A 22,605-nucleotide genomic window follows, 5' to 3' on the forward strand; every position below is an offset into this window, starting at 1 on the left:
CCGATTACTTCTTGGCGAACAACGTACGCGCCAGAATGTTCAGGAACAGCACCCCGAGGGTGATGATGAATACGCCCGCCCAGGCGAGCGATTGCCATTCGGCAAACGGGCTCATGGCAAATTTGAAGATGGTGACCGGCAGGTTGGCCATCGGCTGGTTCAGGTTCATCGACCAGAATTGGTTCGACAGGGCCGTGAACAGCAGCGGTGCTGTCTCACCCGCGATACGCGCCACGGCCAGCAACACGCCCGTCACGATACCGGCGATGGACGCCTTCAGCGTGATCTTTACGATGATTCGCCACTTCGGCGTGCCCAGTGCGAAGGCCGCTTCACGCAGGTTGTTCGGCACCAGCTTGAGCATGTTCTCCGTGGTACGGATCACGATCGGAATTTGCAACAGCGCGAGCGAGATGATGCCTGCCCAGGCCGAGAAGTGGCCCATCTGCGCGACCACCAGTGCGTAGACGAACAGACCGATCACGATCGACGGGGCCGACAGCAGAATGTCGTTGATGAAACGCGTAATGCTCGCGAGCCACGACTTCTGACCGTACTCCGCCAGATACACACCGGCCAGAATGCCCAGCGGCGTGCCGACCAGCGTTGCAACCCCCACCATCACCAGACTGCCTGCGATGGCGTTGGCGAGACCGCCACCGGCCGTGTTCGGCGGGGGCGTCATTTCGGTGAACAGCGACAGCGACAGGCCGCCGATGCCCAGCGAAAGCGTGGTGTAGAGGATCCACAGCAGCCAGATCAGACCGAAGGCCATGGCCGCAAGCGACATGGCGATCGCGAACATGTTCTTGCGGCGGCGATAGGCTTGCAGACGCACGCGGGTGAAGGCGTCGGTGGGCTTCACGGCGGGCGTTTCCAATTCGAGCGCTTGTTGGGTCATCATTATTTACCTTCGCTTTTCTCGAGGCGCAGCAACATCAGTTTGGACAGCGCCAGCACCACAAAGGTGATGAAGAACAGGATCAGGCCGAGTTCCATCAGTGCAGCCGTATGCAGCCCCGGACCCGCTTCGGCGAACTCGTTGGCGAGTGCCGAAGTAATGCTGTTACCCGGCGAGAACAGCGAAATGTTGTCGAGCAGGTTCGTGTTACCGATCACGAACGTGACCGCCATCGTCTCGCCAAGCGCGCGGCCAAGACCCAGCATCACGCCACCGATCACACCCGTCTTCGTGAAGGGCAGCACCACGCGCCACATCACTTCCCAGGTCGTGCAACCGATGCCGTAAGCCGACTCCTTGAGCAGCACGGGCGTGACTTCGAACACGTCGCGCATGACAGAGGCGATGTACGGAATGATCATGATCGCGAGGATCACGCCGGCGGGCAGAATACCGATACCGAGCGGCGGGCCCTGAAACAGTGCGCCGATGATCGGCACACCGCCGAGCAGCGCGCCCAGCGGCTTCTGGAAGTACTGGCTGAAGATCGGGGCGAAGACCAGCAGGCCCCACATCCCGTAGACGATACTCGGGATCGCAGCCAGCAGCTCGATGGCGGTGCCCAGCGGGCGACGCAGCCACACGGGCGAGAGTTCAGTCAAAAACAGGGCGATGCCGAAGCTGACCGGCACCGCGATAATCAGGGCGATGACCGACGTGATGATCGTGCCGTAGATGGGCACGAGCGCGCCGAATTGTTCTGCGGGAGGATCCCATTCCTTCGTCCACAGAAAGGCGAAGCCAAACTTCTCGATCGACGGCAGTGCGCTGACGATCAGCGACACGATAATGCCACCGAGCAGGAGCAGCGTAATGACGGCGGCGGCGCGGGTGAGCAGCGCGAAGAGAAAATCGCCCAGGGAAGACGGAGCGCGCTGCGCGCCCGATGATGCGAGGGGGCTGGTGGCTTCTGCCATGATGTCGTCTCAGCGTGAGCGCGCCGCCAGCCGTTGCCAGATATCGATTCGGGCTTCGGAACAGGCGGCGCGGATATTGCCGGTTTCGAGGTGCCGGGCAACGCTACGTTGCATCGCCCGGTGCCTCATGCAAAGCGTTTTAGACGCCAGCCTTGGAGGCCGACTCGGCAACCTTCGCCTTCCAGCCAGCACGGATTTGCTTCAGGACGTCTTCCGGCAGCGAGATGTAGTCGAGTTCCTGAGCCGTCTGGGCGCCGTTCTTGAACGACCAGTCGAAGAACTTCAGCACGTCGGCGCTTTGCGCTTCCTTGCCAGCGTCAGCCTTCTGGTGAACCAGCACGAACGTGGCAGCCACGATCGGCCACGAATCCGCACCCTTTTCGTTCGTCAGGATCTGGTAGAACGTCTTCGACCATTCAGCCTTGCCAGCGGCAGCGGCGAACGTCTTGGCGGTCGGCTCAACGGTCTTGCCGTCGGCGTTCGTCAGGGCCGTGTACGTCAGCTTGTTCTGCTTGGCGTAGGCCGATTCCACGTAGCCGATCGCGCCCGGCAGACGTTGCACGAAGGCGGCCACGCCATCGTTGCCCTTGCCGCCCGTACCCGTCGGCCAGTTGACCGTGGTGCCTTCGCCGACCTTGCTCTTCCACTCGGCGTTGACCTTCGACAGGTAGTTCGTGAACACGAAGCTGGTGCCCGAACCGTCGGCGCGGCGAACCACGGCGATGTCGGTATCCGGCAGCTTGGCCTTCGGGTTCAGCTTGGCGATGGCCGGATCGTTCCACTTCTTGATCTTGCCCAGGTAGATGTCGCCCAGCACTTCGCCCGACAGGACGAGTTCGCCAGCCTTCACGCCCGGAACGTTGATCACCGGCACGATGCCGCCGACAACCGTCGGGAACTGGAACAGGCCTTGCTTGGCGAGTTCTTCATCGGTCAGCGGGGCGTCCGAACCGGCGAAATCGACGGTCTTGGCCTGGATCTGCTTGATGCCGCCCGACGAACCGATGCCCTGGTAGTTGACCTTGTTCTGGGTCGACTTCTGATAGGCGTCAGCCCACTTGGTGTAGATCGGTGCGGCAAACGTGCTGCCTGCGCCCGTAATCTCGCCCGCAATCGCGCCAGCGGCGAACAGAACGCCAGCCAGGCCGGCAATCGCAGTCTTCATCAGCTTCATGGATCTCTCCGAGTTGGTGTGGTACAGCGTGTGGATGGCTCGAAGAATAGATTCCGAATGTGACAGTAATGTGTCATTTTCGAAAGCTCACAATACCAATGTCACGGAGTCGTCCCGGAATCGTCACATTGCATGCGGATTCCGGCGTTCATGACAATTTTGCGAAGATCGTTGATTGGCGCGGGTTTCGGAGGATTCCCAGTGAAAATCAGGCAGTCGGAAACCCTTATTTTCAGCCTATGTCAGCGCCGTGACAGTGACGGATCGGTGTCGGAAATGGTCTGACGAATCTCAGGCAGTTGTCACAAATGTGAACGTCGACCGCTCAGATTGCCATGATGGTAGGGAGCCTGCGGAGGAAACCCAAGGAGGTGCGCAGTGCGTTCGCGCGGGGAGGCTTCAGGAAGGCAGGCGACGCCGCTGAGGGCGTCGCCTGAGGGCAATTACTGCACTTATTACGGCAATTACGCGGCCGTTTTGACGACGTTCGCCAGTTGCTGAGCGAAGGCCGACGCCTGCGACTCGTCGCGCGCTTCGACCATCACGCGCAACACCGGCTCGGTGCCCGAGGCGCGGATAAGCACTCGCCCCGCATCGCCCAGCGTTGCCTCGATGGCCTCGCGCTCGGCGCTCAGACGGGTATCGGCCTGCCAGTCGTAACCGGCCGGCGTACGCACGTTGATCATATGTTGCGGGAACAGACGCACACCTTCGAGCAACTTGGCCAGCGGCTTGTTGTCCGCGCGGCGAATCGCGGCCAGCACCTGAAGTGCCGAGACGATGCCGTCGCCCGTGGTGTGCTTGTCGAGACACAGAATGTGTCCCGAGCCCTCTGCGCCGATCTGCCAGCCGTGCTTGTACAACTGCTCCAGCACGTAGCGGTCACCCACCTTTGCACGCACGAACGGCACACCCAAGCCCTTGAGCGCCACTTCGACCGCCATATTGGTCATGAGCGTGCCGACCGCACCGGCCACGCCACCGTTCTCCAGCCGGTCCTTGACGAGCAGATACAGCAGTTCGTCGCCGTTAAAAAGACGCCCTGCGCTGTCGACGATCTGAAGGCGATCGGCGTCACCGTCGAGCGCCACACCCAGATCGGCGTGGTTGGCGCGCACGGCGCGCATGAGTGCATCCGGCGCGGTCGCACCGCAGTCTTCGTTGATGTTGAAGCCATTCGGCTGATTGCCGATGGCAATGACCTCGGCGCCCAGTTCGTGGAACACGTGCGGGGCGATGTGATACGCCGCGCCATTGGCGCAGTCGACCACGATCTTCATGCCGCGCAGGTCGAAGTCGTTCGGGAAGGTGCTCTTGCAGAACTCGATGTAGCGGCCTGCGGCGTCATCCAGACGGCGCGCCTTGCCGAGCTGCTCGGAGCGCACGCAGGTCATCGGATTATCGAGTTCGGCTTCGATGGCCAGTTCGGTCTGATCCGGCAGCTTGTTGCCGTCTGCGGAGAAGAACTTGATGCCGTTATCGTGATACGGGTTGTGCGATGCGCTGATCACCACGCCCGCGGCCAGACGCAGCGCACGCGTGAGATAAGCGACGGCGGGCGTGGGCATCGGCCCGGCCAGCATGGTATCGACGCCTGCGGCGGCAAAACCGGCTTCGAGCGCCGCTTCGAGCATGTAGCCCGAGACACGCGTGTCCTTGCCGATCAATACCGTGGGGCGGCCTGTGGACTGATTACCCGCGAGCACGCGTCCGGCGGCGTAGCCCAAGCGCAGTACGAACTCCGGCGTAATCGGGCTCTCACCTACCGTGCCGCGAATCCCATCGGTCCCAAAATAGCGTCGTTTCATCGTTGCATCGTTCCCAGTTGACGCGTCGCGCCGGTTGACTCTTCAGGCGTGCGCGTCATTCGTTATTTGTAGCGGCTTTTTTGCTGCGTATGTCGCGTATGCGGTTTGCACACTTACTCGGCATCGCGCACGGCTTGCCAGACCTTGAGCGCATCGACCGTCTCGGCGACGTCGTGCACGCGCACGATCGCAGCGCCCCGTTGCGCTGCGCAGATCGCCGCCGCAACGCTCGCCACGCGGCGCTCCTGCGGTGTCTGACGTCCGGTGATTTCACCCAGCATCCGCTTGCGCGACATACCGACGAGTAAGGGCAAACCGTCACGCGACAGCACGCGCAAATGTTTGAGCAAGGCGAGATTATGGGCGAGATTCTTGCCAAAACCGAATCCCGGGTCCAGATAGAGACGCGTCGGCGCAACACCGGCGGCAAGCATCGCATCGACACGGCCATCGAGGAAGGCCGCGACCTCGGTCACCACGTCCGTATAGATCGGGGCATCCTGCATCGTCTTCGGGTCGTGCAGCATGTGCATGACGCACAGGGCGGCCTCGCTGTCGCGCACGGCCTCGAGCGCGCCCGGCTGCTGGAAGCCCCAGATATCGTTGATCATGTCCGCCCCAGCGGCCAGGACTGCGCGCATCACGCCGGGCTTGTAGGTGTCGATGGACAGCGGCACGCCGCAATCGCGCAACGCTTCGACGATAGGCACGACGCGTTCGAGCTCCGCGTCTTCCGGCAACGCCTCTGCGCCCGGACGAGTGGATTCGCCACCGATGTCGAGAATGTCGACGCCATCGGCAATCAGCTGCTCCGCGTGGCGCAGTGCTGCGTCGCGCGCCACGAACTTGCCGCCGTCGGAGAACGAGTCGGGCGTCACGTTCAGGATGCCCATGACGTGAACGCGGCGCGCGTCGAGCCGGAAGCGCGGCCCCAGCGCCAGCGTGTCGGGTTTGACGGGCACCTCGGACGCGCTCGCCGGAAGGACGATGTCGTCGGTGACGCTTTGTGCGTCAGGAACGCCCGTGTGCGCTGCCTGCGCGGACGAAGAAAGGGATTGCGACTGCTCGGTGGACATTCGGAAGCTCGTAGCTCAATAAAACCCATATCGCGGCCCGTACGACTGAAGTGCGGGTCGGGCCGACGCGCCCGGTGTACCGGACGCCCCATATGGCCGTAATGTTACCGGATTCAACTGTCACATCGACGACGGAAACACTCGGTAACAACGAAATCCACGTTCGTGAAACGCCCGAGAAATGCTGGCTAAGGCGTTGCTCTTCGCCCGATATTCCGGCCTTTGCTCGCGCCGAGCGCCCAAAACGTCGCCCGACGTCTTCGGCTTTCGCGTCGGAAATGCAAAAAGGCCGGCGAAGTGCCGGCCTTTCTGGGAGACAGTCTTTCGACTGCCAGGGCGTCCGTCAGACGGTCGCCGGGGTGTTGCTGGGCTTGAGCGGCGGGTTGCCACCCGAAGCACCGCCGTTCGACTGGCCACCCTTCGGCGGACGCGGCGGACGGTCTTCCATGATGTCGCCAATCTGCTCGCCGTCGATCGTTTCCCATTCCATCAGGGCTTCGGTCATCGACTCGACCTTCGAGCGGTTGTCTTCCAGCAGCTTCTTCGCCAGCGCGTATTGCTCGTCCAGAATGCGGCGAACTTCCGTGTCGACCTTCTGTTGCGTCGCTTCAGACACCGACTTGGCGGACATCCGGCCGAACATCGAATCCTGCTCGGTATCGACATAGACCATCGGGCCCAGGGCGTCCGACATACCGTAGCGGGTCACCATGTCGCGCGCCAGCTTGGTCGCACGCTCGAAGTCGTTCGAAGCGCCCGTCGACATCTTATTGATGAACACTTCTTCTGCTGCACGGCCGCCAAACAGAATGGCGATCTGCGTGAGCATCGTGTCGCGGTACTCCGAGTACTTGTCGTGCTCCGGCAACTGCATCGTCAGACCCAGCGCCCAGCCACGCGGAATGATCGTGACCTTGTGCACCGGATCGGCACCCGGCAGCAGCATGGCGACCACCGCATGCCCCGACTCGTGGTAAGCCGTGGCTCGGCGCTCTTCGTCGCGCATCACAGCCGACTTGCGCTCCGGACCCATGAAGATCTTGTCCTTCGCGTCTTCGAAGTCCAGCATCTCGACGATGCGCTTGTTACGGCGCGCGGCGAACAGTGCGGCTTCGTTCACGAGGTTAGCCAGATCGGCACCCGACATACCCGGCGTACCGCGGGCGATCACCGATGCATCGACGTCGTTCGCGATCGGCACCTTGCGCAGGTGCACCTTCAGGATCTGCTCGCGGCCACGGATATCCGGCAGACCGACGTAGACCTGACGGTCGAAACGGCCCGGACGCAGCAGCGCCTTGTCCAGCACGTCCGAACGGTTCGTCGCGGCGATCACGATAACGCCCGAATTCGCTTCGAAGCCGTCCATCTCGACCAGCATCTGGTTCAGCGTCTGTTCGCGTTCGTCGTTACCGCCGCCCATGCCAGCGCCGCGATGGCGACCGACCGCGTCGATTTCGTCGATGAACACGATACAGGGCGATTGCTTCTTCGCGTTTTCGAACATGTCACGGACACGGGCAGCGCCCACGCCGACGAACATTTCCACGAAGTCCGAGCCCGAGATGCTGAAGAACGGCACCTTGGCTTCACCGGCGATGGCACGAGCCAGCAGCGTCTTACCGGTTCCCGGCGGGCCGACCAGCAGCACACCGCGCGGAATACGTCCGCCCAGTTTCTGGAACTTTTGGGGATCTTTCAGGAAGTCGACCAGTTCGCCGACTTCGTACTTGGCTTCGTCGCAGCCTGCGACGTCGGCAAAGGTGACCGGATTGGCATTCTCGTCGATGAGGCGCGCGCGGGATTTGCCGAAGGAGAAGGCACCGCCCTTACCCCCGCCCTGCATCTGTCGCATCATGTAGAACCAGAAGCCGATGATCAGCAACGTAGGTCCGAGGTAATACAGCGCGGACATGAGCACGTTCGGTTCGTCGTCGGCCTTACCCGAGACCTGAACGCCGTACTTCATGAGATCGCCGACCATCCAGATGTCGCCGGGCGACACGATGGTGTACTTCTGGCCGTCGCTAGGCGTCACCTGAAGACTGCGGCCCTGCACCACCACGTTCTTGATCTTGCCATTCTTGGCATCGTCCATGAACTGGGAGTACGTCACGCCCTCCTGGACGTGCGGCTTGTCGAACTGTTTAAAAACAGTAAACAAGACCAGCGCGATGACTAACCACACCGCCGCTTTGGAAAACATATTATTGTTCAAAGCGTTGCTCCTTCATGAAATCGCTTCGCGCCAGGAATTCATTCTAATCCACTCGCAGGCGCACCGCTATAGTGATTCTCTACCGCCACCATAGCGCCAGTGCGCTGTATTGACGGGCATCAAGCCGGATTTTTCAAACCCCGACCCAGAATGAACGTTTCGGAAGATTTGTCTCGCGACGCCTTTGGCTTGCGCGGCGCCACGGTTTTGAACTGGTGTTTGAATTTTTCGACAATCTGGCTATAGCCGCTGCCGTGAAAACATTTGACCAGTAACGCCCCTTCCGGTTTCAGGTGTCGCTGTGCAAAATCCAGCGCCAGATCGCACAAATGCTCGATCCGCGCCGCATCGGCCGACGCCACACCCGACAAGTTGGGGGCCATATCGGAAACTACAAGGTCGACTTTGCGTCCGGCGACGATTTCTTCGAGCTGCTCCAGCACGCTGTCCTCGCGGAAGTCGCCCTGCAGGAAGTGGACGTCGGCGATCGGGTCCATCGGCAGGATGTCGAGCGCAATGATCGTCCCGTCGATGCCACCCTCGACGCGCTTGCCACCCGCCAGCTTGTTACGGGCGTACTGACTCCAGCTACCCGGCGTCGAGCCGAGGTCGACGATGACCTGGCCCGGCTTAATCAGCCGGTCCTGCTCGTCGATTTCCTTGAGTTTGTAGGCGGCACGGGCACGATAGCCCTCGCGCTGCGCCATTTTGACGTAGGGATCGTTGATGTGATCGTGCAACCACGCGTGGTTGAAACGGTTTTTTGCCATATTTCTTCAAAAACACTGCGAATTTGCAGGATAATACGCCCTTGCGCGCCCAAAATCTTTTAGCCCGCCGGCAGCCTTCATCGGCCGCTAACGGTGTTCAGGCCTCGATTTGCGGGCGCATCCTACCTCGTTTGTCTCGTCTGTCTTCTGTCTTTTATGCCCGCTTTGACCCTGACCCCGGCGCAACGCGCCGACATGCGCTCTGCCGCTCACGCGCTGAATCCCGTCGTTCTGATCGGCGCCGATGGCTTGACGCCTGCGGTGCTCAAGGAAATCGACGGCGCACTGAAAGCCCACGAACTGATTAAGGTACGTGTGTTCGGTGACGAACGCGACACGCGCGTGGCCATTTACGAATCCATCTGCGACCAGTTGGGTGCAGCGCCGGTGCAACACATCGGTAAGCTGCTCGTTCTGTATCGCCCGACGCCGGACGAAACGGTCACGCCGGTTCGCGGCAAGTCCGGCGGCACCGGCGCTACGGTCAAGGGTCGCGCACCGCGCACCGTGACCGTCGTCAAGTCCAGCACCAACGCCGGGCGTCGCCCGACCGTCAAGAAAGTGACGGTTGCAGGCAACGAACGCATGACCGCCGGTGGTATCGTCAAGCGCGCCAAGAAGCGTCAGACCAGCGTCAAGCGCCAGCGCAACGACTAAGTCCCCGATGGCGGCGGACGTTGCAACTTCCGCCAGCCCTCAAAAGAACGCGCCCTGACATCGTCGGGCGCGTTTTTTTATGTGTGACACCATTGGACAGGATTGAAGACGATTTCCGTCTCTCCCTGCCCTGCTGCGGCAATTAGCCGCGCACCGGCTGGCGCCAGATCAGCGCAATTGCCAGCAAGCTTTGCAGCAGATAAAGGCCGCTCGAAATGCCATGAAGCATGCCAAAGCGCGAAGCATAGGCCGATTGGCCAATGTCGACGCCCGACGCTTCTGCCTGTGCGCGCAGATCGGCCATCAACGGCTGCAGGCCGAACGAGCTGATCAGCACACACACCATCATCGCCACCGCGAGCCAACGAAGACCGCGATAGCTGCGCGCTGCCTGTGCATCGGCCGTGCGCGCGATCAGCGCGGTGGACAGCCAGACCAGCAACACGCCGCACACCAGACTAAGCCAGGCTTGCGTGTGAAACAGTCGACCGGCAACCGTTCCGGCCACCATGCGCGATTCCAGCACAGCGAACAGTGTCGGGGCGACGATATAGCCGATCGCCCACTGGCTGCCGCACCAGACGGTGGCGATCAGGCGGAACAGTCGTTCCAGCCGTGGCGCACCGCTGGCAAACGTCACATCAGACGTAGCGGACATCGATGATCTCGTACTCGCGCACGCCGCTCGGGGCCTGCACTTCGGCCACATCGCCTGCGTACTTACCGATCAATGCACGGGCAATCGGCGAGCTCACCGAAATCTTGCCGTGCTCCAGGTCAGCCTCGTCGTCGCCGACGATCTGATACAGCACCGTGCCGCCGCTCTCGAGGTCTTCGAGTTCGACGGTGGCGGCGAAGACCACACGACCTTCGGCATCCAACACCGACGGATCGATGATCTGTGCTGCCGAGAGCTTCGATTCGAGATCGGCGATACGCCCTTCGATGAAGCCCTGCTTTTCTTTAGCAGCGTCGTATTCAGCGTTTTCCGACAGATCGCCCTGCGCACGGGCTTCAGCAATCGCCGTGATCACGTGCGGACGTTCGACGGTCTTCAGGCGGTGCAGCTCTTCCTTGAGCAGTTCAGCGCCCCGCTTGGTCAGAGGAATGGTACTCATGCGCGTTGTTCCGAAAGACAAAAAAATTGCCGCAGCGAAGCCGCATTCGCACTTTTTGCGAACGCCGCTCGACCGCGGCTGTGACACCTATGTTGCATTAGTGTAGCAGAGTTGCCGACGCTGCCAACCGGAGGACCGGCCGCGCGGCGCGTGGTCACACTGCGAGCACGTCTAAAGCATTTGGCGCGTCCGGTGGAGATCAGTTCCCCGACGAACGCGCCATTGTTTTGCGACTTTGCCCGACGCAGCCGACTCAACCTAACAAGCCGACCGCCCCGGGCGGACCTGCGTCACCTGCCCGACACTCAGGCAGGCAGTTGCGCGTGCAGGCCCTGGAGGTCATAGACCTCCAGGTTCTGCAGATACTTCAGGCCTTCCACCGCTGCGCGGGCACCCGAGATCGTCGTGTAATACGTGACCTTGTGTGCCTGCGCCGACATACGGATCGAGCGCGAATCGGCAATCGCCGTGCGGGTTTCGTCCACCGTGGTGAACACCAGCGCGATCTCGCCGTTCTTGATCATGTCGACAATGTGCGGACGACCGTCCTTCACCTTGTTGACCACGCGCACCGGAATCCCGGCCGCTTCGATGGCCGCCGCCGTGCCACGCGTAGCGACGATCGGATAGCCCAGCGAGTGCAGCATGCGCGCTACTTCGACCGCGCGCGGCTTGTCGGCGTCCTTCACCGTGAGCAGCACCGTGCCCGAAGCAGGCAGACGCGAACCCGCTGCCAGTTGCGACTTGAAGAGCGCTTCGCCGAACGTGCGGCCCACGCCCATCACTTCCCCCGTCGAGCGCATTTCCGGTCCGAGCACCGGGTCGACGCCCGGGAACTTCACGAACGGGAACACGGCTTCCTTGACGCTGTAATACGGCGGCACGACTTCGCTCGTGATGCCTTGCGACGTCAGCGACTGACCGGCCATTGCACGTGCGGCGATCTTGGCCAGTTGGCGGCCCGTGGCCTTCGAGACGTACGGCACCGTACGCGACGCACGCGGGTTCACTTCCAGCACGTAGATCGTATCGACGCCGTTGCCCTGCTGAATCGCGAACTGCACGTTCATCAGACCGACCACGTTCAGCGCCTTGGCCATCTCGGCCGTCTGACGCTTGAGTTCGGCAATCGTCTCGGCCGACAACGAGTACGGCGGCAGCGAGCAAGCCGAGTCGCCCGAGTGGACGCCCGCCTGTTCGATGTGCTCCATCACGCCGCCGATGTAGACGTCCTTACCGTCCGAGATGCAATCGACGTCGCACTCGATGGCGTCGTCCAGGAAGCGGTCGAGCAGCACCGGGCTGTCGTGGCTCACCTTGACGGCTTCGCGCATGTAGCGTTCGAGGTCACGCGGCTCGTGAACGATTTCCATCGCACGGCCACCCAGCACATACGACGGGCGCACCACCAGCGGGTAGCCGATTTCGGCGGCCAGCTTGAGCGCTTCGTCTTCCGCGCGGGCGGTACGGTTCGGCGGTTGACGCAGACCGAGCTTATGCAGCAGCTTCTGGAAACGCTCGCGGTCTTCTGCGGCGTCGATCATGTCCGGGCTCGTGCCGATGATGGGCACACCGTTCGCTTCGAGATCCAGTGCAAGCTTGAGCGGGGTTTGGCCGCCGTACTGCACGATCACGCCGACCGGCTTTTCGAGGTCGACGATTTCCAGCACGTCTTCCAGCGTCACCGGCTCGAAGTACAGACGATCCGACGTGTCATAGTCCGTCGACACAGTTTCCGGGTTGCAATTGACCATGATGGTCTCGTAGCCGTCTTCGCGCATGGCGAGCGCGGCGTGCACGCAGCAGTAGTCGAACTCGATACCCTGACCGATACGGTTCGGACCGCCGCCGAGCACCATGATCTTCTTCTTGTCGGTCGGCTGGGCTTCGCACTCTTCCTCATAGGTCGAGTACATGTAAGCCGTGTTGGTCGAGAATTCGGCAGCGCAGGTGTCCACGCGCTTGTAGACCGGACGCACCTTCTGCGCGATACGCGCTTTACGCACGGCGGTCTGATCGGTGCCGAGCAGCTTGGCCAGACGGCGATCCGAGAAGCCGCTTTGCTTCAGGAAGCGCAGTTCTTCGGTCGTCAGGCTTGCCAGCGTGCGGCCCGACAGCGCCTTTTCCTTCTTGACGATGGCTTCGAGCTGGGCGAGGAACCACGGGTCGATGGCGGTCTCGGCGTACACCTCTTCGAGGCTCATGCCCAGACGGAACGCGTCGCCCACGTACCAGATACGGTCCGGGCCCGGCTCACCGATTTCTGCCACGATCTCGTCGCGGTCGGTCGACTTTTCGTCCAGACCGTCCACACCGACTTCCAGACCGCGCATGGCCTTCTGGAACGATTCCTGGAACGTGCGGCCCATGGCCATCACTTCACCGACCGACTTCATCTGCGTGGTCAGGCGGGCATCGGCTTCGCGGAACTTCTCGAAGGCGAAACGCGGCACCTTGGTGACGACGTAGTCGATGGTCGGTTCGAACGAAGCCGGCGTTGCACCGCCGGTGATTTCGTTGCGCAGCTCGTCGAGCGTGTAGCCGACGGCCAGCTTCGCGGCAACCTTGGCGATCGGGAAGCCGGTGGCCTTCGAGGCCAGCGCCGACGAACGCGACACGCGCGGGTTCATTTCGATGACGACCATGCGGCCGTCCTTCGGGTTGATCGAGAACTGGACGTTCGAGCCGCCCGTCTCCACACCGATCTCGCGCAGCACGGCGAGCGATGCGTTACGCAGCAGCTGGTATTCCTTGTCGGTCAGCGTCTGTGCGGGTGCCACCGTGATCGAGTCACCGGTGTGCACGCCCATCGGGTCGAGGTTTTCGATCGAGCAGACGATGATGCAGTTGTCGGCGCGGTCACGCACGACTTCCATCTCGAATTCCTTCCAGCCGAGCAGCGACTCTTCGATGAGCAGTTCGCGCGTGGGCGAGAGGTCGAGACCGCGCTTGCAGATCTCTTCGAATTCTTCGCGGTTGTAGGCGATACCGCCGCCCGAGCCGCCGAGTGTGAACGACGGACGGATCACCATCGGGTAACCGCTGCCGCCGATCTCGGCCATGATCTGCGCCTGCACGGCGAGGGCTTCTTCCATCGAGTGGGCGATGCCCGACTTGGCCGAACCGAGACCGATCTTGGTCATCGCGTCCTTGAACTTCTGACGGTCTTCGGCCTTGTCGATGGCTTCCGGCGATGCGCCGATCAGTTCCACCTTGTACTTGTCGAGCACGCCGTGACGATGCAGGTCGAGCGCGCAGTTCAGCGCGGTCTGGCCGCCCATCGTCGGGAGAATGGCATCCGGGCGTTCCTTGGCAATGATGCGCTCGACGACTTCCCAGGTAATCGGTTCGATGTAGGTGACATCGGCCGTGTCCGGGTCGGTCATGATCGTGGCAGGGTTGCTGTTGATCAGGATGACCTTGTAGCCTTCCTCGCGCAGTGCCTTGCAGGCCTGTGCGCCGGAATAATCGAACTCGCATGCCTGACCGATGATGATCGGGCCGGCGCCGATGATGAGGATGCTCTTGATGTCTGTGCGCTTTGGCATAACGTTCTCAACAAAAATTTAACTCAGCGTCGCGGTCGCGAGCTTCACACCGAAGCCGACGAACAACGCGCCCACGCCGCCGGTTGCCCCGGCGCTCAACCGGCGACGTTGCCGGAAGTGCTCGGCCAGGCGGTAACCGGCCAGGATCAGCGTGCTCAGATACAGGAAACTGCAGGTCTGTACGATGACGCCCAGCACCGCAAACGACACGGCCGGGTAGGCGTAGCCCGGATCGACGAACTGGATGAAAAACGACACGCAGAACAGGATCGCTTTCGGGTTCAGCAGGCTGATGAACAGCGCCCGCTTGAACGGTTGATCGGCGTCGACCTGCTTCGGTGCGGCGACAACTGCGTCCGCTGTCGCTTCCGATTTCTGACGTGCCGCCCGCGCGTTGGCGATTGCCCCGCGCAGCATGTTCAGGCCCATCCAGCAGAGATACGCCGCGCCGAGGTACTTCACCACGAAGAACAGTGCCGGTTGCGTGTGCAGCAGCGACGCTACACCGGCGGCTGCCAGCGTCATGAGGACCGTGTCGCCCAGAAACACGCCGCAAGCGGCTGCATACCCCTGGCGAACCCCGCGCTGTGCGGCCACGGCCAGCACGTAGAGCGAGTTCGGCCCCGGCAGCAGAATGACGACCACGACCCCGGCGAGATACGTCCAGAGGTTGAGGATGCCGATCGAGTTTCCGAGCATGGTGCGTGTTTCCCTTTCTCTTGCTTGCTTACGCGGGCTGCTTGGCGTCGGCCATCGACTGCACGAAGCGGTCGAACAGGTAGCCGATGTCGTGCGGGCCGGGCGACGCTTCCGGGTGACCCTGGAAACAGAATGCCGGGCGGTCCGTCAGTTCGAAGCCTTGCAGCGTGCCGTCGAACAGCGACACGTGCGTGACACGCGCGTTGGCCGGCAGGCTGTTTGCGTCCACGGCGAAACCGTGGTTTTGCGACGTGATGACGACGCGGCCCGTATCGAGATCCTTCACCGGGTGGTTGGCACCGTGGTGACCGGTCTTCATCTTGAGCGTCTTCGCGCCGACGGCCAGCCCCATGATCTGGTGGCCGAGGCAGATGCCGAAGGTCGGGAAGCGACGTTCCAGGAACGTCTTCGTCGCCGCGATGGCGTAGTCGCACGGTTCCGGGTCGCCGGGGCCGTTCGAGAGAAACACGCCGTCCGGGTTCAGGGCGAACACGTCATCAGCCGAGCTTTGGGCCGGGAGCACCGTGACTTTGCAGCCGCGCTGAGCGAGCATGCGCAGGATGTTGCGCTTCACGCCGTAGTCGAGGGCGACCACGTGGAATTTCGGATCTTTCTGCTCGCCGTAGCCTTCCTCGAGCGTCCATTCCGTTTCCGTCCACGAATACTGCTCGGTGGTGGAGACGACCTTGGCGAGGTCCATACCAGCGAGACCGGGGAACGATTGTGCGAGGGCGATGGCCTTGGCTTCGTCGGCTTCTTCACCGGCGAGGATGCAGCCGTTCTGAGCGCCCTTATCGCGCAGGATACGGGTCAGACGTCGCGTGTCGATGCCGGCGATGGCGACCACGCCTTCGTCCTTCAGGTACTGCGACAGCGTCTTGTTGGCGCGGAAATTCGAGTCGAGGATCGGCAGATCCTTGATGATCAGGCCGGCGGCATGGACTTTCGTGGCTTCGACGTCTTCACCGTTGACGCCCGTGTTGCCGATGTGCGGATACGTCAGCGTGACGATCTGGCGCGCATAGCTGGGGTCGGTGAGGATTTCCTGATAGCCGGTAATGGCCGTATTGAAGACCACTTCACCGATGGTGTGACCGGCAGCGCCGATGGCGTACCCACGAAAGACCGTGCCGTCAGCGAGCGCGAGAATGGCGGGTGAGAATGACGGCAGCACGGGAAACTCCTGGAGGGTTCACCCCTGCTGCCAGCCTCACCGTCCGCTAGCGATGACATCAGCGCGGGCACCGGAATTGCGCGGAATATGCGCACAGCGGATGCTCGGGCGGCGGACGAGATGTCGGGCGGGTAGGCGCTAGGGTGAGGGTTAAATGACTAAAACCTTCAAAGTATAGCGCAAATCCGGATCTTCTCAAAGCTGAACGTGTGATGCACCAGTACGCTCTGCGGACTCCCGGGAGGTGACCCCGTCGGCAGACGGATACGCAGAGGGGATAGGGAAGTGAATACCGGCCCGCTGGGCCGCCAGCACGATATGGCGCTCCATTGAAGCGCCTGCGGCTGCGCCGTCGCGGCGTCGCAGTGCGTCGAGGATCTCCAGATGTTCATGATAGGTGGAGAGCACCAGTTCTCGCTGATAAAACGGCAGACGCTGGCTTTCCATGACGATTTCCGTGCTGCCGCGCAGGATATCGGCGATGGCGGCGTTTCCTGCGAGGCCGACGATACGCAGATGGAACGCGAAGTCCAGTTGTGCGGCGGTGTCGACGTCGCCCTCGATCAGCGCGCCTTTCATCGACTCGACGTTATCGGTCAACCAGTCGATCTCGGTGGCACTGGCTGCGAGTGCCGCGAGCCGGGCGGAGAAGCCTTCCAGTGCGTAGCGCAGTTGATAAGTGTCGGCGAGCGAAATCTGGTCGGCGAAGCGCCATGCGACGCCGAGACGGGCGGAGGCGTCGTTCACATAGACGCCCTTGCCGGGGCGGATGGCGACCATACCGAGCGCTTCGAGCGTGGAGAGGGCTTCGCGCAGCGAGGCGCGGCTGATGGCCAGTTCCTCGGCGAGTTGACGTTGCGAGGGCAGCATCGCACCGGCGGGATAGATCTGACGTTCGATGCGCTCGCGGATCGTGGCGACGGCGGCGTCGGTTACGGCATGCGCCGAATGCTTCATGGGTCCTCACAAGGCGTGTGGGTAGGCGTATGGCGCATTGTACGACGCCAAATTTCTCCTTACGCGAACCTCCCCCCACCGGCCGGGAAACCCCGACTACAGGGGCTTCCCGTTTACGCCATCCCGCCCTGCCCGCTGCCCCACTCTCCGATCACGCCGCCTTCACCTGATGCGCGTGATGTTCCGGGTGATCGCCAAGCAGACGCCGCACCACGCCGTTCGTCCAGCCGAATCCGTCCTGAAGCGGGTACTCGCCGCCGCCACCGCCACTGGCGCTCATCGCGTCGCTCGTGTGCAGCGAGTACTTTTCGACGAGTTTGCTCTCGCGTGCGTAAAGCGAGCCGACGGTGGAGAGCCAGCGATGGGCAATGTCCCCCGCGAGCCGGTTCTCCCCGTATTTGCGAAGACCGTGAATGGCCATCCACTGGAGCGGTGCCCAGCCGTTGGGCGGATCCCATTGCTGAAGGCTCGACGTCTGCGTCGTTCGCAACCCTCCCGCCGCCAGCAGATGCTCGGCCATCGCGAGCGCCGAGCGGTGCGCCTGTTCGCGTGACGCGAGGCCGACGAATAGCGGCGCGGCGATTGCCGCCGACAATTGCGCCCGTTGCTCGCCGAGTTGCCAGTCGTAGTCGACAAACGCGCCTTCGGCGTCCGACCACAGGTGTCGCGTCATCGCGTCCTGACGCGCCTGCGCCCGCTTCGCAAAGGCCAGCGCCGCGTCGACATCCCCTGCCGCTTCACTGAGACGAGCGATATGCCGCTCAGTGGCGAAGAGAAGGCTATTCAGGTCGACGGGCAGAATCGATGTGGTGCGAATCGACGAAAGGTCGTTCGCATCGCCCAGCCAGCGGGAGCTGAAATCCCAGCCCGAGGCCGCGCCGGCGCGCAGGTCGCGGTACACATCACCGGCGGGACGTTGCGGTGCATCGCGTGCGGTCGTCACGTCTTCCAGATAGCCCTCTTCACGCGGCGTGTCGCGCTCGTCCCAATAGCGGTTGAAGAGTGAGCCGTCGGGTAGACGAACGAGATGCCGATAGGCTTCGCCCGGCCGCAGCGACGCTTCGCCGTCCATCCAGTAGTCGTATTCGCGACGCAAATGCGGCAGATAACGGATGGCGCGCGCCACGCCATGCGATTCGAACAGCTCCACCATCAGACCGTACATAGGCGGCTGCGAGCGGCTCAGATAGTAAGTGCGGTTGCCGTTTGGAATGTGGCCGTACGTGTCGATGAGAAATGAAAAATTGTCGGCCATGCTCACGAGCAGATCGTGGCGTCCGCTGTTGGCGAGACCGAGCATCGTGAAATAGGAGTCCCAATAATAGAGCTCGTGAAAACGTCCACCGGGCACGACATACGCGCGCGGCAACGGGAGCAGCGAGCTATAGGCAGGATGCGCTTCCGGCACGCGTGTGAGCACATCCCAGAGACCGTCGATATGCTCGACAAGCCCTTGCCCCGGATCGGATACATATTCGCTGGGCGGCGTGCGCTCCAGCGTGAAATAGGTCCCCACGAAGCGCGACAGATCGAAGCCGGGTTTGTCGGCGTCTTCGCGATAGCGGCGGAGAATTTCTTCGGGCGCGAGCGAGGGGGCGCAGTCCACGAACGTCTTGCTGTCGGCAAAGATGCGTTGCGTTTGTACGGCGACGAAAAGCTCCTGATAGCGATCGTCCGGCGTGAGGATGTCCGACGGTGCGCAGTGGGCGACGTCCGCCGTCATGCCACCCGCCGCAAGCGTGCGTTGTGCGGTGTCTGTCATCGTTATTGCTCCGCGTAGTTCCAGAGCAGGCCACCGTCGACGAACAGCGTCGTGCCCGTCACATAGCTGGCTTCGGGCGACGCGAGGAACAGCACGGCGTTCGCCACTTCGCTGGGATTCGCGAGGCGTCCGAGCGGAATGTTCGCGACGAGCGCTTCGAGCTGCGCCTTGTTCGCGAGCAGTTGCTGATTGATGGGGGTGCCGACGGCGCCGGGCGCAACATTGTTCACCGTGATGCCGAGCGGCGCGAGTTCGATGGCGAGGTTGCGCATCATCATCTTCATGCCGCCCTTGCTCGCGCAATAGCTCGTGAAGTGGGGAAACGGCAGTTCCTCGTGCACCGAGCTGACGTTCACGATGCGTCCGCCGCGCTGCGTATCGCGCAGGTGCTTCACAAAGGCTTGCGTAAGAAAGAACGCCCCTTTGAGGTTGACGTTCATGACGAGGTCGTAATCGGCTTCCGTCACGTCGAGAAATGGGGCACGGCGTTCCACACCGGCGTTGTTGACCAAGACATCGAGGCGTCCCATTTTGGCGACGGCCTGCTCGATGACGGCGCGGTCGTCCTCCACGCGCCCGACGTCTCCCGCGATCACGCAGCCGTCGCTACCGGCGGCGCGAACCGAGTCGAGCGTCTGCTCGGCCATCGCGTTGTCCTGCCGGTCTTCCACCACGATGCGGGCCCCTTCCTGGGCAAGACGGATCGCAATGGCGCGCCCGATCCCCTGAGCACTACCGGTGACGAGTACCACCGTGTCCTTCATTCGCATGTCGCCTCCCTGATGAGCAAGAAGTGAGATCTTTGCGCCCTGCCCGGCGTCCTCGTGGCGGATACCGAAACAATGCACCAGATGCCAGTGCGACCGCAGGCGGGAAAGCGAAGTTCACACAAATCTCGCCCGATTCATCCAGCAAAACCAACAACTTAGGAGCGATTGCGAGCGATTTCCCCTCCCCGCACCAGCCAACGCAGTTGCATGCCTTCGCCCTAGGGAATCCCCTCAAACGACAGTCCTTGACCTGACTATATTGGCTTTCTAATATTCTCCATAACACCACTGGTCAGACCGGTATGACTTGTCGATTTACACTGATGAAATCTGGTGTTGGCGGCGGATGAAGACGCCGCGCGTGACCTGAAGTAAGACGTACAGCGTTAGAGAATCAGCCCCCGAGAGCAGTCCGTTCGATATCGAGATTGCGAAATCCTAGAGAGTGATTTGCGCAGGCAGAGGAGACAAACCATGCCCAAGCTGTTTCGTTCGTTGTTTGGCCGAGTCGTTATTGCGTTGATAGTGGGTGTGGCGTTAGGCATCTGGTTTCCGCAGTTGGGAGAGTCGTTGCGTCCGTTGGGCGATGGCTTTCTGAAGCTCATCAAGATGGTGATTGGCCCGATCGTTTTCTGCGTTGTCGTGAGCGGCATGGCGAGCGCGGGCGACTTGCGCAAAGTGGGCCGGGTGGGCGTCAAGGCCATCTTGTACTTCGAGATCATCACCACCTTCGCGCTGGTCATTGGTGCGGTGCTGGCGTGGGTGACGCGTCCTGGCGCGGGCATGAACATCGACATCCGCAGTCTGGACGCCGGTTCGATGGCCGCTTACACCGAGCACGCCAAGAGCCTGAAAGACACGGCGGGCTTCTTGCTGAAGATCATCCCGGACACCATTACCGACGCCTTTGCCAAGGGCGACATCCTGCAGATCCTCGTCTTTTCCGTCATGTTCGGCTGTGCGTTGGCGGCATTGGGTGAGCGTGGACGTCCGGTGGCACGATTCATCGAAGATCTGAGCCATGTCTTCTTCCGCGTGATGGCGTTCATCATCCGGCTCGCGCCGCTGGGCGTGCTGGGCGCGGTGGCGTTCACCACGGGCAAGTACGGTGCGTCGTCGCTCAAGCAACTGGGCTTGCTCGTGCTGGTGTTCTACGCGAGCTGCTTCGTGTTCGTGACGGTGGTATTGGGCGGGGTGTTGCGTCTGGCGGGCTTCAACATCTTCAAGTTCATCAAGTACTTCCGTGAAGAGTTATCGATCGTGTTGGGCACGGCATCGTCGGATGCTGTGTTGCCCGCGATCATGCGCAAACTCGAATGGATGGGCATCAAAAAGTCGACGGTGGGTCTGGTCGTACCGACGGGATACTCGTTCAACCTCGACGGCTTCTCCATCTACCTGACGTTGGCGGTCATCTTCATTGCGCAGGCGACCAACACCCCGTTGTCGATGCACGACCTGATTCTGGTGGTGTTGGTATCGCTGCTGACGTCCAAGGGTGCGCATGGGATTCCGGGCTCGGCGATTGTGATTCTGGCGGCGACACTGACGGCCATTCCGGCCATCCCCGTGATTGGCCTTGTGCTGATCCTGCCGGTCGACTGGTTCGTCGGGATTGCGCGAGCCATCACCAACTTGTTGGGCAACTGCGTGGCGACGCTCGTTGTGGCCGCATGGGAAAAGGACGTCGACTTCGCGAGAGCGCACAGAGTGCTCAATGGCGAGTTGCCATACGAGCCGATTGCGGCGTCTGAAGATGGCATCGAAGGTGCACCGGCAAACGCTGCACTGACACGCTGATGTACTGAGTGAAGCATGCGAGGGTCGCAGCGAATGCAGCGGCCCTCGGAACAACCAAGCAATTTCTGCCGACGCGTGGAACAACGGCGTCGGCATCATCATCTGGAGTAGATAGCAACATGGCTCTCGTCCCGCAAGACCCGAACGCACCGGACTTCGTGCGCCGTTATGTGAATCTGGCCGACCCGCGTCTGGGTGCTGAGGCGCTCGTCGCCACCGACGAATTCTTCGCGGCCAAAGAGCGCATGCTCAACCCGGAACCGGCTGTCTTCATCCCGGGCAAGTACGACGAGAACGGCAAGTGGATGGATGGTTGGGAGACGCGTCGCAAGCGTGTGAACGGCTACGACTGGTGCATCGTCAAGCTGGCGCGTCCGGGCGTGTTGTTCGGCGTAGATCTGGACACGAGCCACTTCACGGGCAACTTCCCACCGGCGGCGTCGCTGGAGGGCTGCTACAGCCCGGACGGCGCACCGAACGAGTCGGCCGAATGGTTCGAACTGTTGCCGTCGACCACGTTGCAGGGCAACTCGCACCACTACCATGCCATCACGCAGCAGCGCGCCGCGACGCACGTACGCGTGAACCTGTACCCGGACGGTGGGCTGGCGCGTTTGCGCTTGTATGGGTTGCCGCAGAGCGACTGGGCGGGCCGTTCGCGTGATGAGTTGATTGATCTGATTGCGATGGAAAACGGCGGCTACGTGGTGGCAGCGAACAACCAGCACTTCGGTTTGGCGTCGAATCTGTTGATGCCGGGCCGTGGCGTGAACATGGGGGATGGGTGGGAGACGCGTCGTCGTCGTGAGCCGGGCAATGATTGGGCGATTATTGCGTTGGCGCAGCCGGGTGAGATTGGCAAGATCGAAGTGGATACGGCGCACTTCAAGGGCAACTTCCCGGACCGCTGCTCCATCCAGGCGGCGTACGTGACGGGTGGCACTGAGCAGTCGCTGATTACGCAATCGATGTTCTGGCCGGTGTTGTTGCCGGAGCAGAAGTTGGCGATGGACAAGCAGTTTTACTTTGAAGAGCAGGTGCAGAAGTTGGGGGCGATCACGCACATCCGTTTCAACATCATTCCGGATGGTGGTGTGTCGCGTCTGCGTCTGTGGGGGCGGTTGAGTGAAAAAAAGGGAGCGTGACATGGTGGGACCGGCATTGAAGATCGAGCGATTGACGCGAGAGGCGTTTGA

General features: G+C 61.9%; 18 protein-coding genes. 3 read left to right on the forward strand and 15 right to left on the reverse strand.

What is annotated here, in order from left to right; translation table 11 throughout:
* Positions 1-4: 4 nt before the first annotated feature.
* The 7 genes from pstA to PCO31010_RS06245 all read right to left on the reverse strand — a co-directional run bounded on the left by pstA (position 5) and on the right by PCO31010_RS06245 (position 8,924).
* Complete coding sequence (gene pstA, locus PCO31010_RS06215) at positions 5-901, reverse strand: phosphate ABC transporter permease PstA (RefSeq protein ID WP_150663537.1); 897 nt, start codon at positions 899-901, stop codon at positions 5-7.
* A 2-nt stretch (positions 902-903) separates the two neighbouring features.
* Entirely contained in the window at positions 904-1,878 is a 975-nt protein-coding gene (pstC, locus tag PCO31010_RS06220) for a phosphate ABC transporter permease PstC (RefSeq protein ID WP_150663405.1), read from the reverse strand.
* 139 nt (positions 1,879-2,017) lie between these two features.
* On the reverse strand, positions 2,018-3,052 hold the full coding sequence (gene pstS / locus PCO31010_RS06225) for a phosphate ABC transporter substrate-binding protein PstS (RefSeq protein ID WP_150578124.1): 1,035 nt from the start codon (positions 3,050-3,052) through the stop codon (positions 2,018-2,020).
* Positions 3,053-3,516: 464 nt separating this feature from the next.
* Positions 3,517-4,860 carry a phosphoglucosamine mutase gene (glmM, locus tag PCO31010_RS06230; protein ID WP_150663406.1) on the reverse strand — a complete coding sequence of 448 codons (1,344 nt, stop codon included), beginning with the start codon at positions 4,858-4,860 and terminating at the stop codon, positions 3,517-3,519.
* 113 nt (positions 4,861-4,973) lie between these two features.
* Positions 4,974-5,753, reverse strand: a complete 780-nt coding sequence (folP, locus tag PCO31010_RS06235; protein ID WP_246184482.1) for a dihydropteroate synthase — start codon at positions 5,751-5,753, stop codon at positions 4,974-4,976.
* Between the two features lie 526 nt (positions 5,754-6,279).
* The gene (gene ftsH / locus PCO31010_RS06240) at positions 6,280-8,154 is read right to left on the reverse strand and encodes an ATP-dependent zinc metalloprotease FtsH (RefSeq protein ID WP_150663407.1); all 1,875 of its coding nucleotides are present in this window, start codon (positions 8,152-8,154) and stop codon (positions 6,280-6,282) included.
* Between the two features lie 119 nt (positions 8,155-8,273).
* Entirely contained in the window at positions 8,274-8,924 is a 651-nt protein-coding gene (locus PCO31010_RS06245; protein ID WP_150578121.1) for an RlmE family RNA methyltransferase, read from the reverse strand.
* Between the two features lie 156 nt (positions 8,925-9,080).
* On the opposite strand from PCO31010_RS06245, the gene yhbY reads away from it, so the two are divergent.
* Positions 9,081-9,581 (forward strand): ribosome assembly RNA-binding protein YhbY, encoded by a 501-nt coding sequence (gene yhbY, locus PCO31010_RS06250; protein WP_150663408.1) that lies wholly within the window; start codon positions 9,081-9,083, stop codon positions 9,579-9,581.
* 142 nt (positions 9,582-9,723) lie between these two features.
* Here yhbY and PCO31010_RS06255 read toward each other — a convergent pair whose 3' ends face one another.
* The 8 genes from PCO31010_RS06255 to PCO31010_RS06290 all read right to left on the reverse strand — a co-directional run bounded on the left by PCO31010_RS06255 (position 9,724) and on the right by PCO31010_RS06290 (position 19,609).
* A complete protein-coding gene (locus PCO31010_RS06255) occupies positions 9,724-10,239 on the reverse strand; it encodes a DUF4149 domain-containing protein (RefSeq protein WP_150578120.1) in 516 nt (171 codons plus the stop codon).
* Entirely contained in the window at positions 10,223-10,699 is a 477-nt protein-coding gene (gene greA, locus PCO31010_RS06260) for a transcription elongation factor GreA (RefSeq protein WP_039397144.1), read from the reverse strand. The genes PCO31010_RS06255 and greA overlap by 17 nt, the downstream gene beginning before the upstream one ends.
* 305 nt (positions 10,700-11,004) lie before the next feature.
* Positions 11,005-14,247 carry a carbamoyl-phosphate synthase large subunit gene (gene carB / locus PCO31010_RS06265; RefSeq protein ID WP_039397142.1) on the reverse strand — a complete coding sequence of 1,081 codons (3,243 nt, stop codon included), beginning with the start codon at positions 14,245-14,247 and terminating at the stop codon, positions 11,005-11,007.
* Between the two features lie 18 nt (positions 14,248-14,265).
* Positions 14,266-14,946, reverse strand: coding sequence for a leucine efflux protein LeuE (gene leuE, locus PCO31010_RS06270; RefSeq protein WP_150663409.1), 681 nt, complete (start codon positions 14,944-14,946; stop codon positions 14,266-14,268).
* A 28-nt stretch (positions 14,947-14,974) separates the two neighbouring features.
* The gene (gene carA, locus PCO31010_RS06275) at positions 14,975-16,120 is read right to left on the reverse strand and encodes a glutamine-hydrolyzing carbamoyl-phosphate synthase small subunit (protein WP_039397138.1); all 1,146 of its coding nucleotides are present in this window, start codon (positions 16,118-16,120) and stop codon (positions 14,975-14,977) included.
* A gap of 195 nt (positions 16,121-16,315) precedes the next feature.
* Positions 16,316-17,077 (reverse strand): FadR/GntR family transcriptional regulator, encoded by a 762-nt coding sequence (locus PCO31010_RS06280; protein WP_150663410.1) that lies wholly within the window; start codon positions 17,075-17,077, stop codon positions 16,316-16,318.
* Positions 17,078-17,228: 151 nt separating this feature from the next.
* On the reverse strand, positions 17,229-18,839 hold the full coding sequence (gene treF, locus PCO31010_RS06285; protein WP_217426131.1) for an alpha,alpha-trehalase TreF: 1,611 nt from the start codon (positions 18,837-18,839) through the stop codon (positions 17,229-17,231).
* 2 nt (positions 18,840-18,841) lie between these two features.
* Positions 18,842-19,609 (reverse strand): SDR family NAD(P)-dependent oxidoreductase, encoded by a 768-nt coding sequence (locus tag PCO31010_RS06290; protein ID WP_150663411.1) that lies wholly within the window; start codon positions 19,607-19,609, stop codon positions 18,842-18,844.
* Positions 19,610-20,083: 474 nt separating this feature from the next.
* On the opposite strand from PCO31010_RS06290, the gene PCO31010_RS06295 reads away from it, so the two are divergent.
* Together PCO31010_RS06295 and alc are read left to right on the forward strand one after the other, a co-directional pair.
* Positions 20,084-21,409, forward strand: coding sequence for a C4-dicarboxylate transporter DctA (locus PCO31010_RS06295; RefSeq protein ID WP_150663412.1), 1,326 nt, complete (start codon positions 20,084-20,086; stop codon positions 21,407-21,409).
* A gap of 119 nt (positions 21,410-21,528) precedes the next feature.
* Entirely contained in the window at positions 21,529-22,554 is a 1,026-nt protein-coding gene (gene alc / locus PCO31010_RS06300) for an allantoicase (protein ID WP_150663413.1), read from the forward strand.
* Positions 22,555-22,605 lie beyond the last annotated feature (51 nt).

The sequence above is a fragment of the Pandoraea commovens genome (assembly GCF_902459615.1).
Lineage (GTDB): Bacteria > Pseudomonadota > Gammaproteobacteria > Burkholderiales > Burkholderiaceae > Pandoraea > Pandoraea commovens.

Bases quoted from the DNA above. Each gene is read 5' to 3' on its own strand.
- pstA (WP_150663537.1), bottom strand. From the start codon at position 901: ATGACCCAACAAGCGCTCGAATTGGAAACGCCCGCCGTGAAGCCCACC.
- pstC (WP_150663405.1), bottom strand. From the start codon at position 1,878: ATGGCAGAAGCCACCAGCCCCCTCGCATCATCGGGCGCGCAGCGCGCT.
- pstS (WP_150578124.1), bottom strand. From the start codon at position 3,052: ATGAAGCTGATGAAGACTGCGATTGCCGGCCTGGCTGGCGTTCTGTTC.
- glmM (WP_150663406.1), bottom strand. From the start codon at position 4,860: ATGAAACGACGCTATTTTGGGACCGATGGGATTCGCGGCACGGTAGGT.
- folP (WP_246184482.1), bottom strand. From the start codon at position 5,753: ATGGGCATCCTGAACGTGACGCCCGACTCGTTCTCCGACGGCGGCAAG.
- PCO31010_RS06245 (WP_150578121.1), bottom strand. From the start codon at position 8,924: ATGGCAAAAAACCGTTTCAACCACGCGTGGTTGCACGATCACATCAAC.
- yhbY (WP_150663408.1), top strand. From the start codon at position 9,081: ATGCCCGCTTTGACCCTGACCCCGGCGCAACGCGCCGACATGCGCTCT.
- PCO31010_RS06255 (WP_150578120.1), bottom strand. From the start codon at position 10,239: ATGTCCGCTACGTCTGATGTGACGTTTGCCAGCGGTGCGCCACGGCTG.
- greA (WP_039397144.1), bottom strand. From the start codon at position 10,699: ATGAGTACCATTCCTCTGACCAAGCGGGGCGCTGAACTGCTCAAGGAA.
- carB (WP_039397142.1), bottom strand. From the start codon at position 14,247: ATGCCAAAGCGCACAGACATCAAGAGCATCCTCATCATCGGCGCCGGC.
- leuE (WP_150663409.1), bottom strand. From the start codon at position 14,946: ATGCTCGGAAACTCGATCGGCATCCTCAACCTCTGGACGTATCTCGCC.
- PCO31010_RS06280 (WP_150663410.1), bottom strand. From the start codon at position 17,077: ATGAAGCATTCGGCGCATGCCGTAACCGACGCCGCCGTCGCCACGATC.
- treF (WP_217426131.1), bottom strand. From the start codon at position 18,839: ATGACAGACACCGCACAACGCACGCTTGCGGCGGGTGGCATGACGGCG.
- PCO31010_RS06290 (WP_150663411.1), bottom strand. From the start codon at position 19,609: ATGCGAATGAAGGACACGGTGGTACTCGTCACCGGTAGTGCTCAGGGG.
- PCO31010_RS06295 (WP_150663412.1), top strand. From the start codon at position 20,084: ATGCCCAAGCTGTTTCGTTCGTTGTTTGGCCGAGTCGTTATTGCGTTG.
- alc (WP_150663413.1), top strand. From the start codon at position 21,529: ATGGCTCTCGTCCCGCAAGACCCGAACGCACCGGACTTCGTGCGCCGT.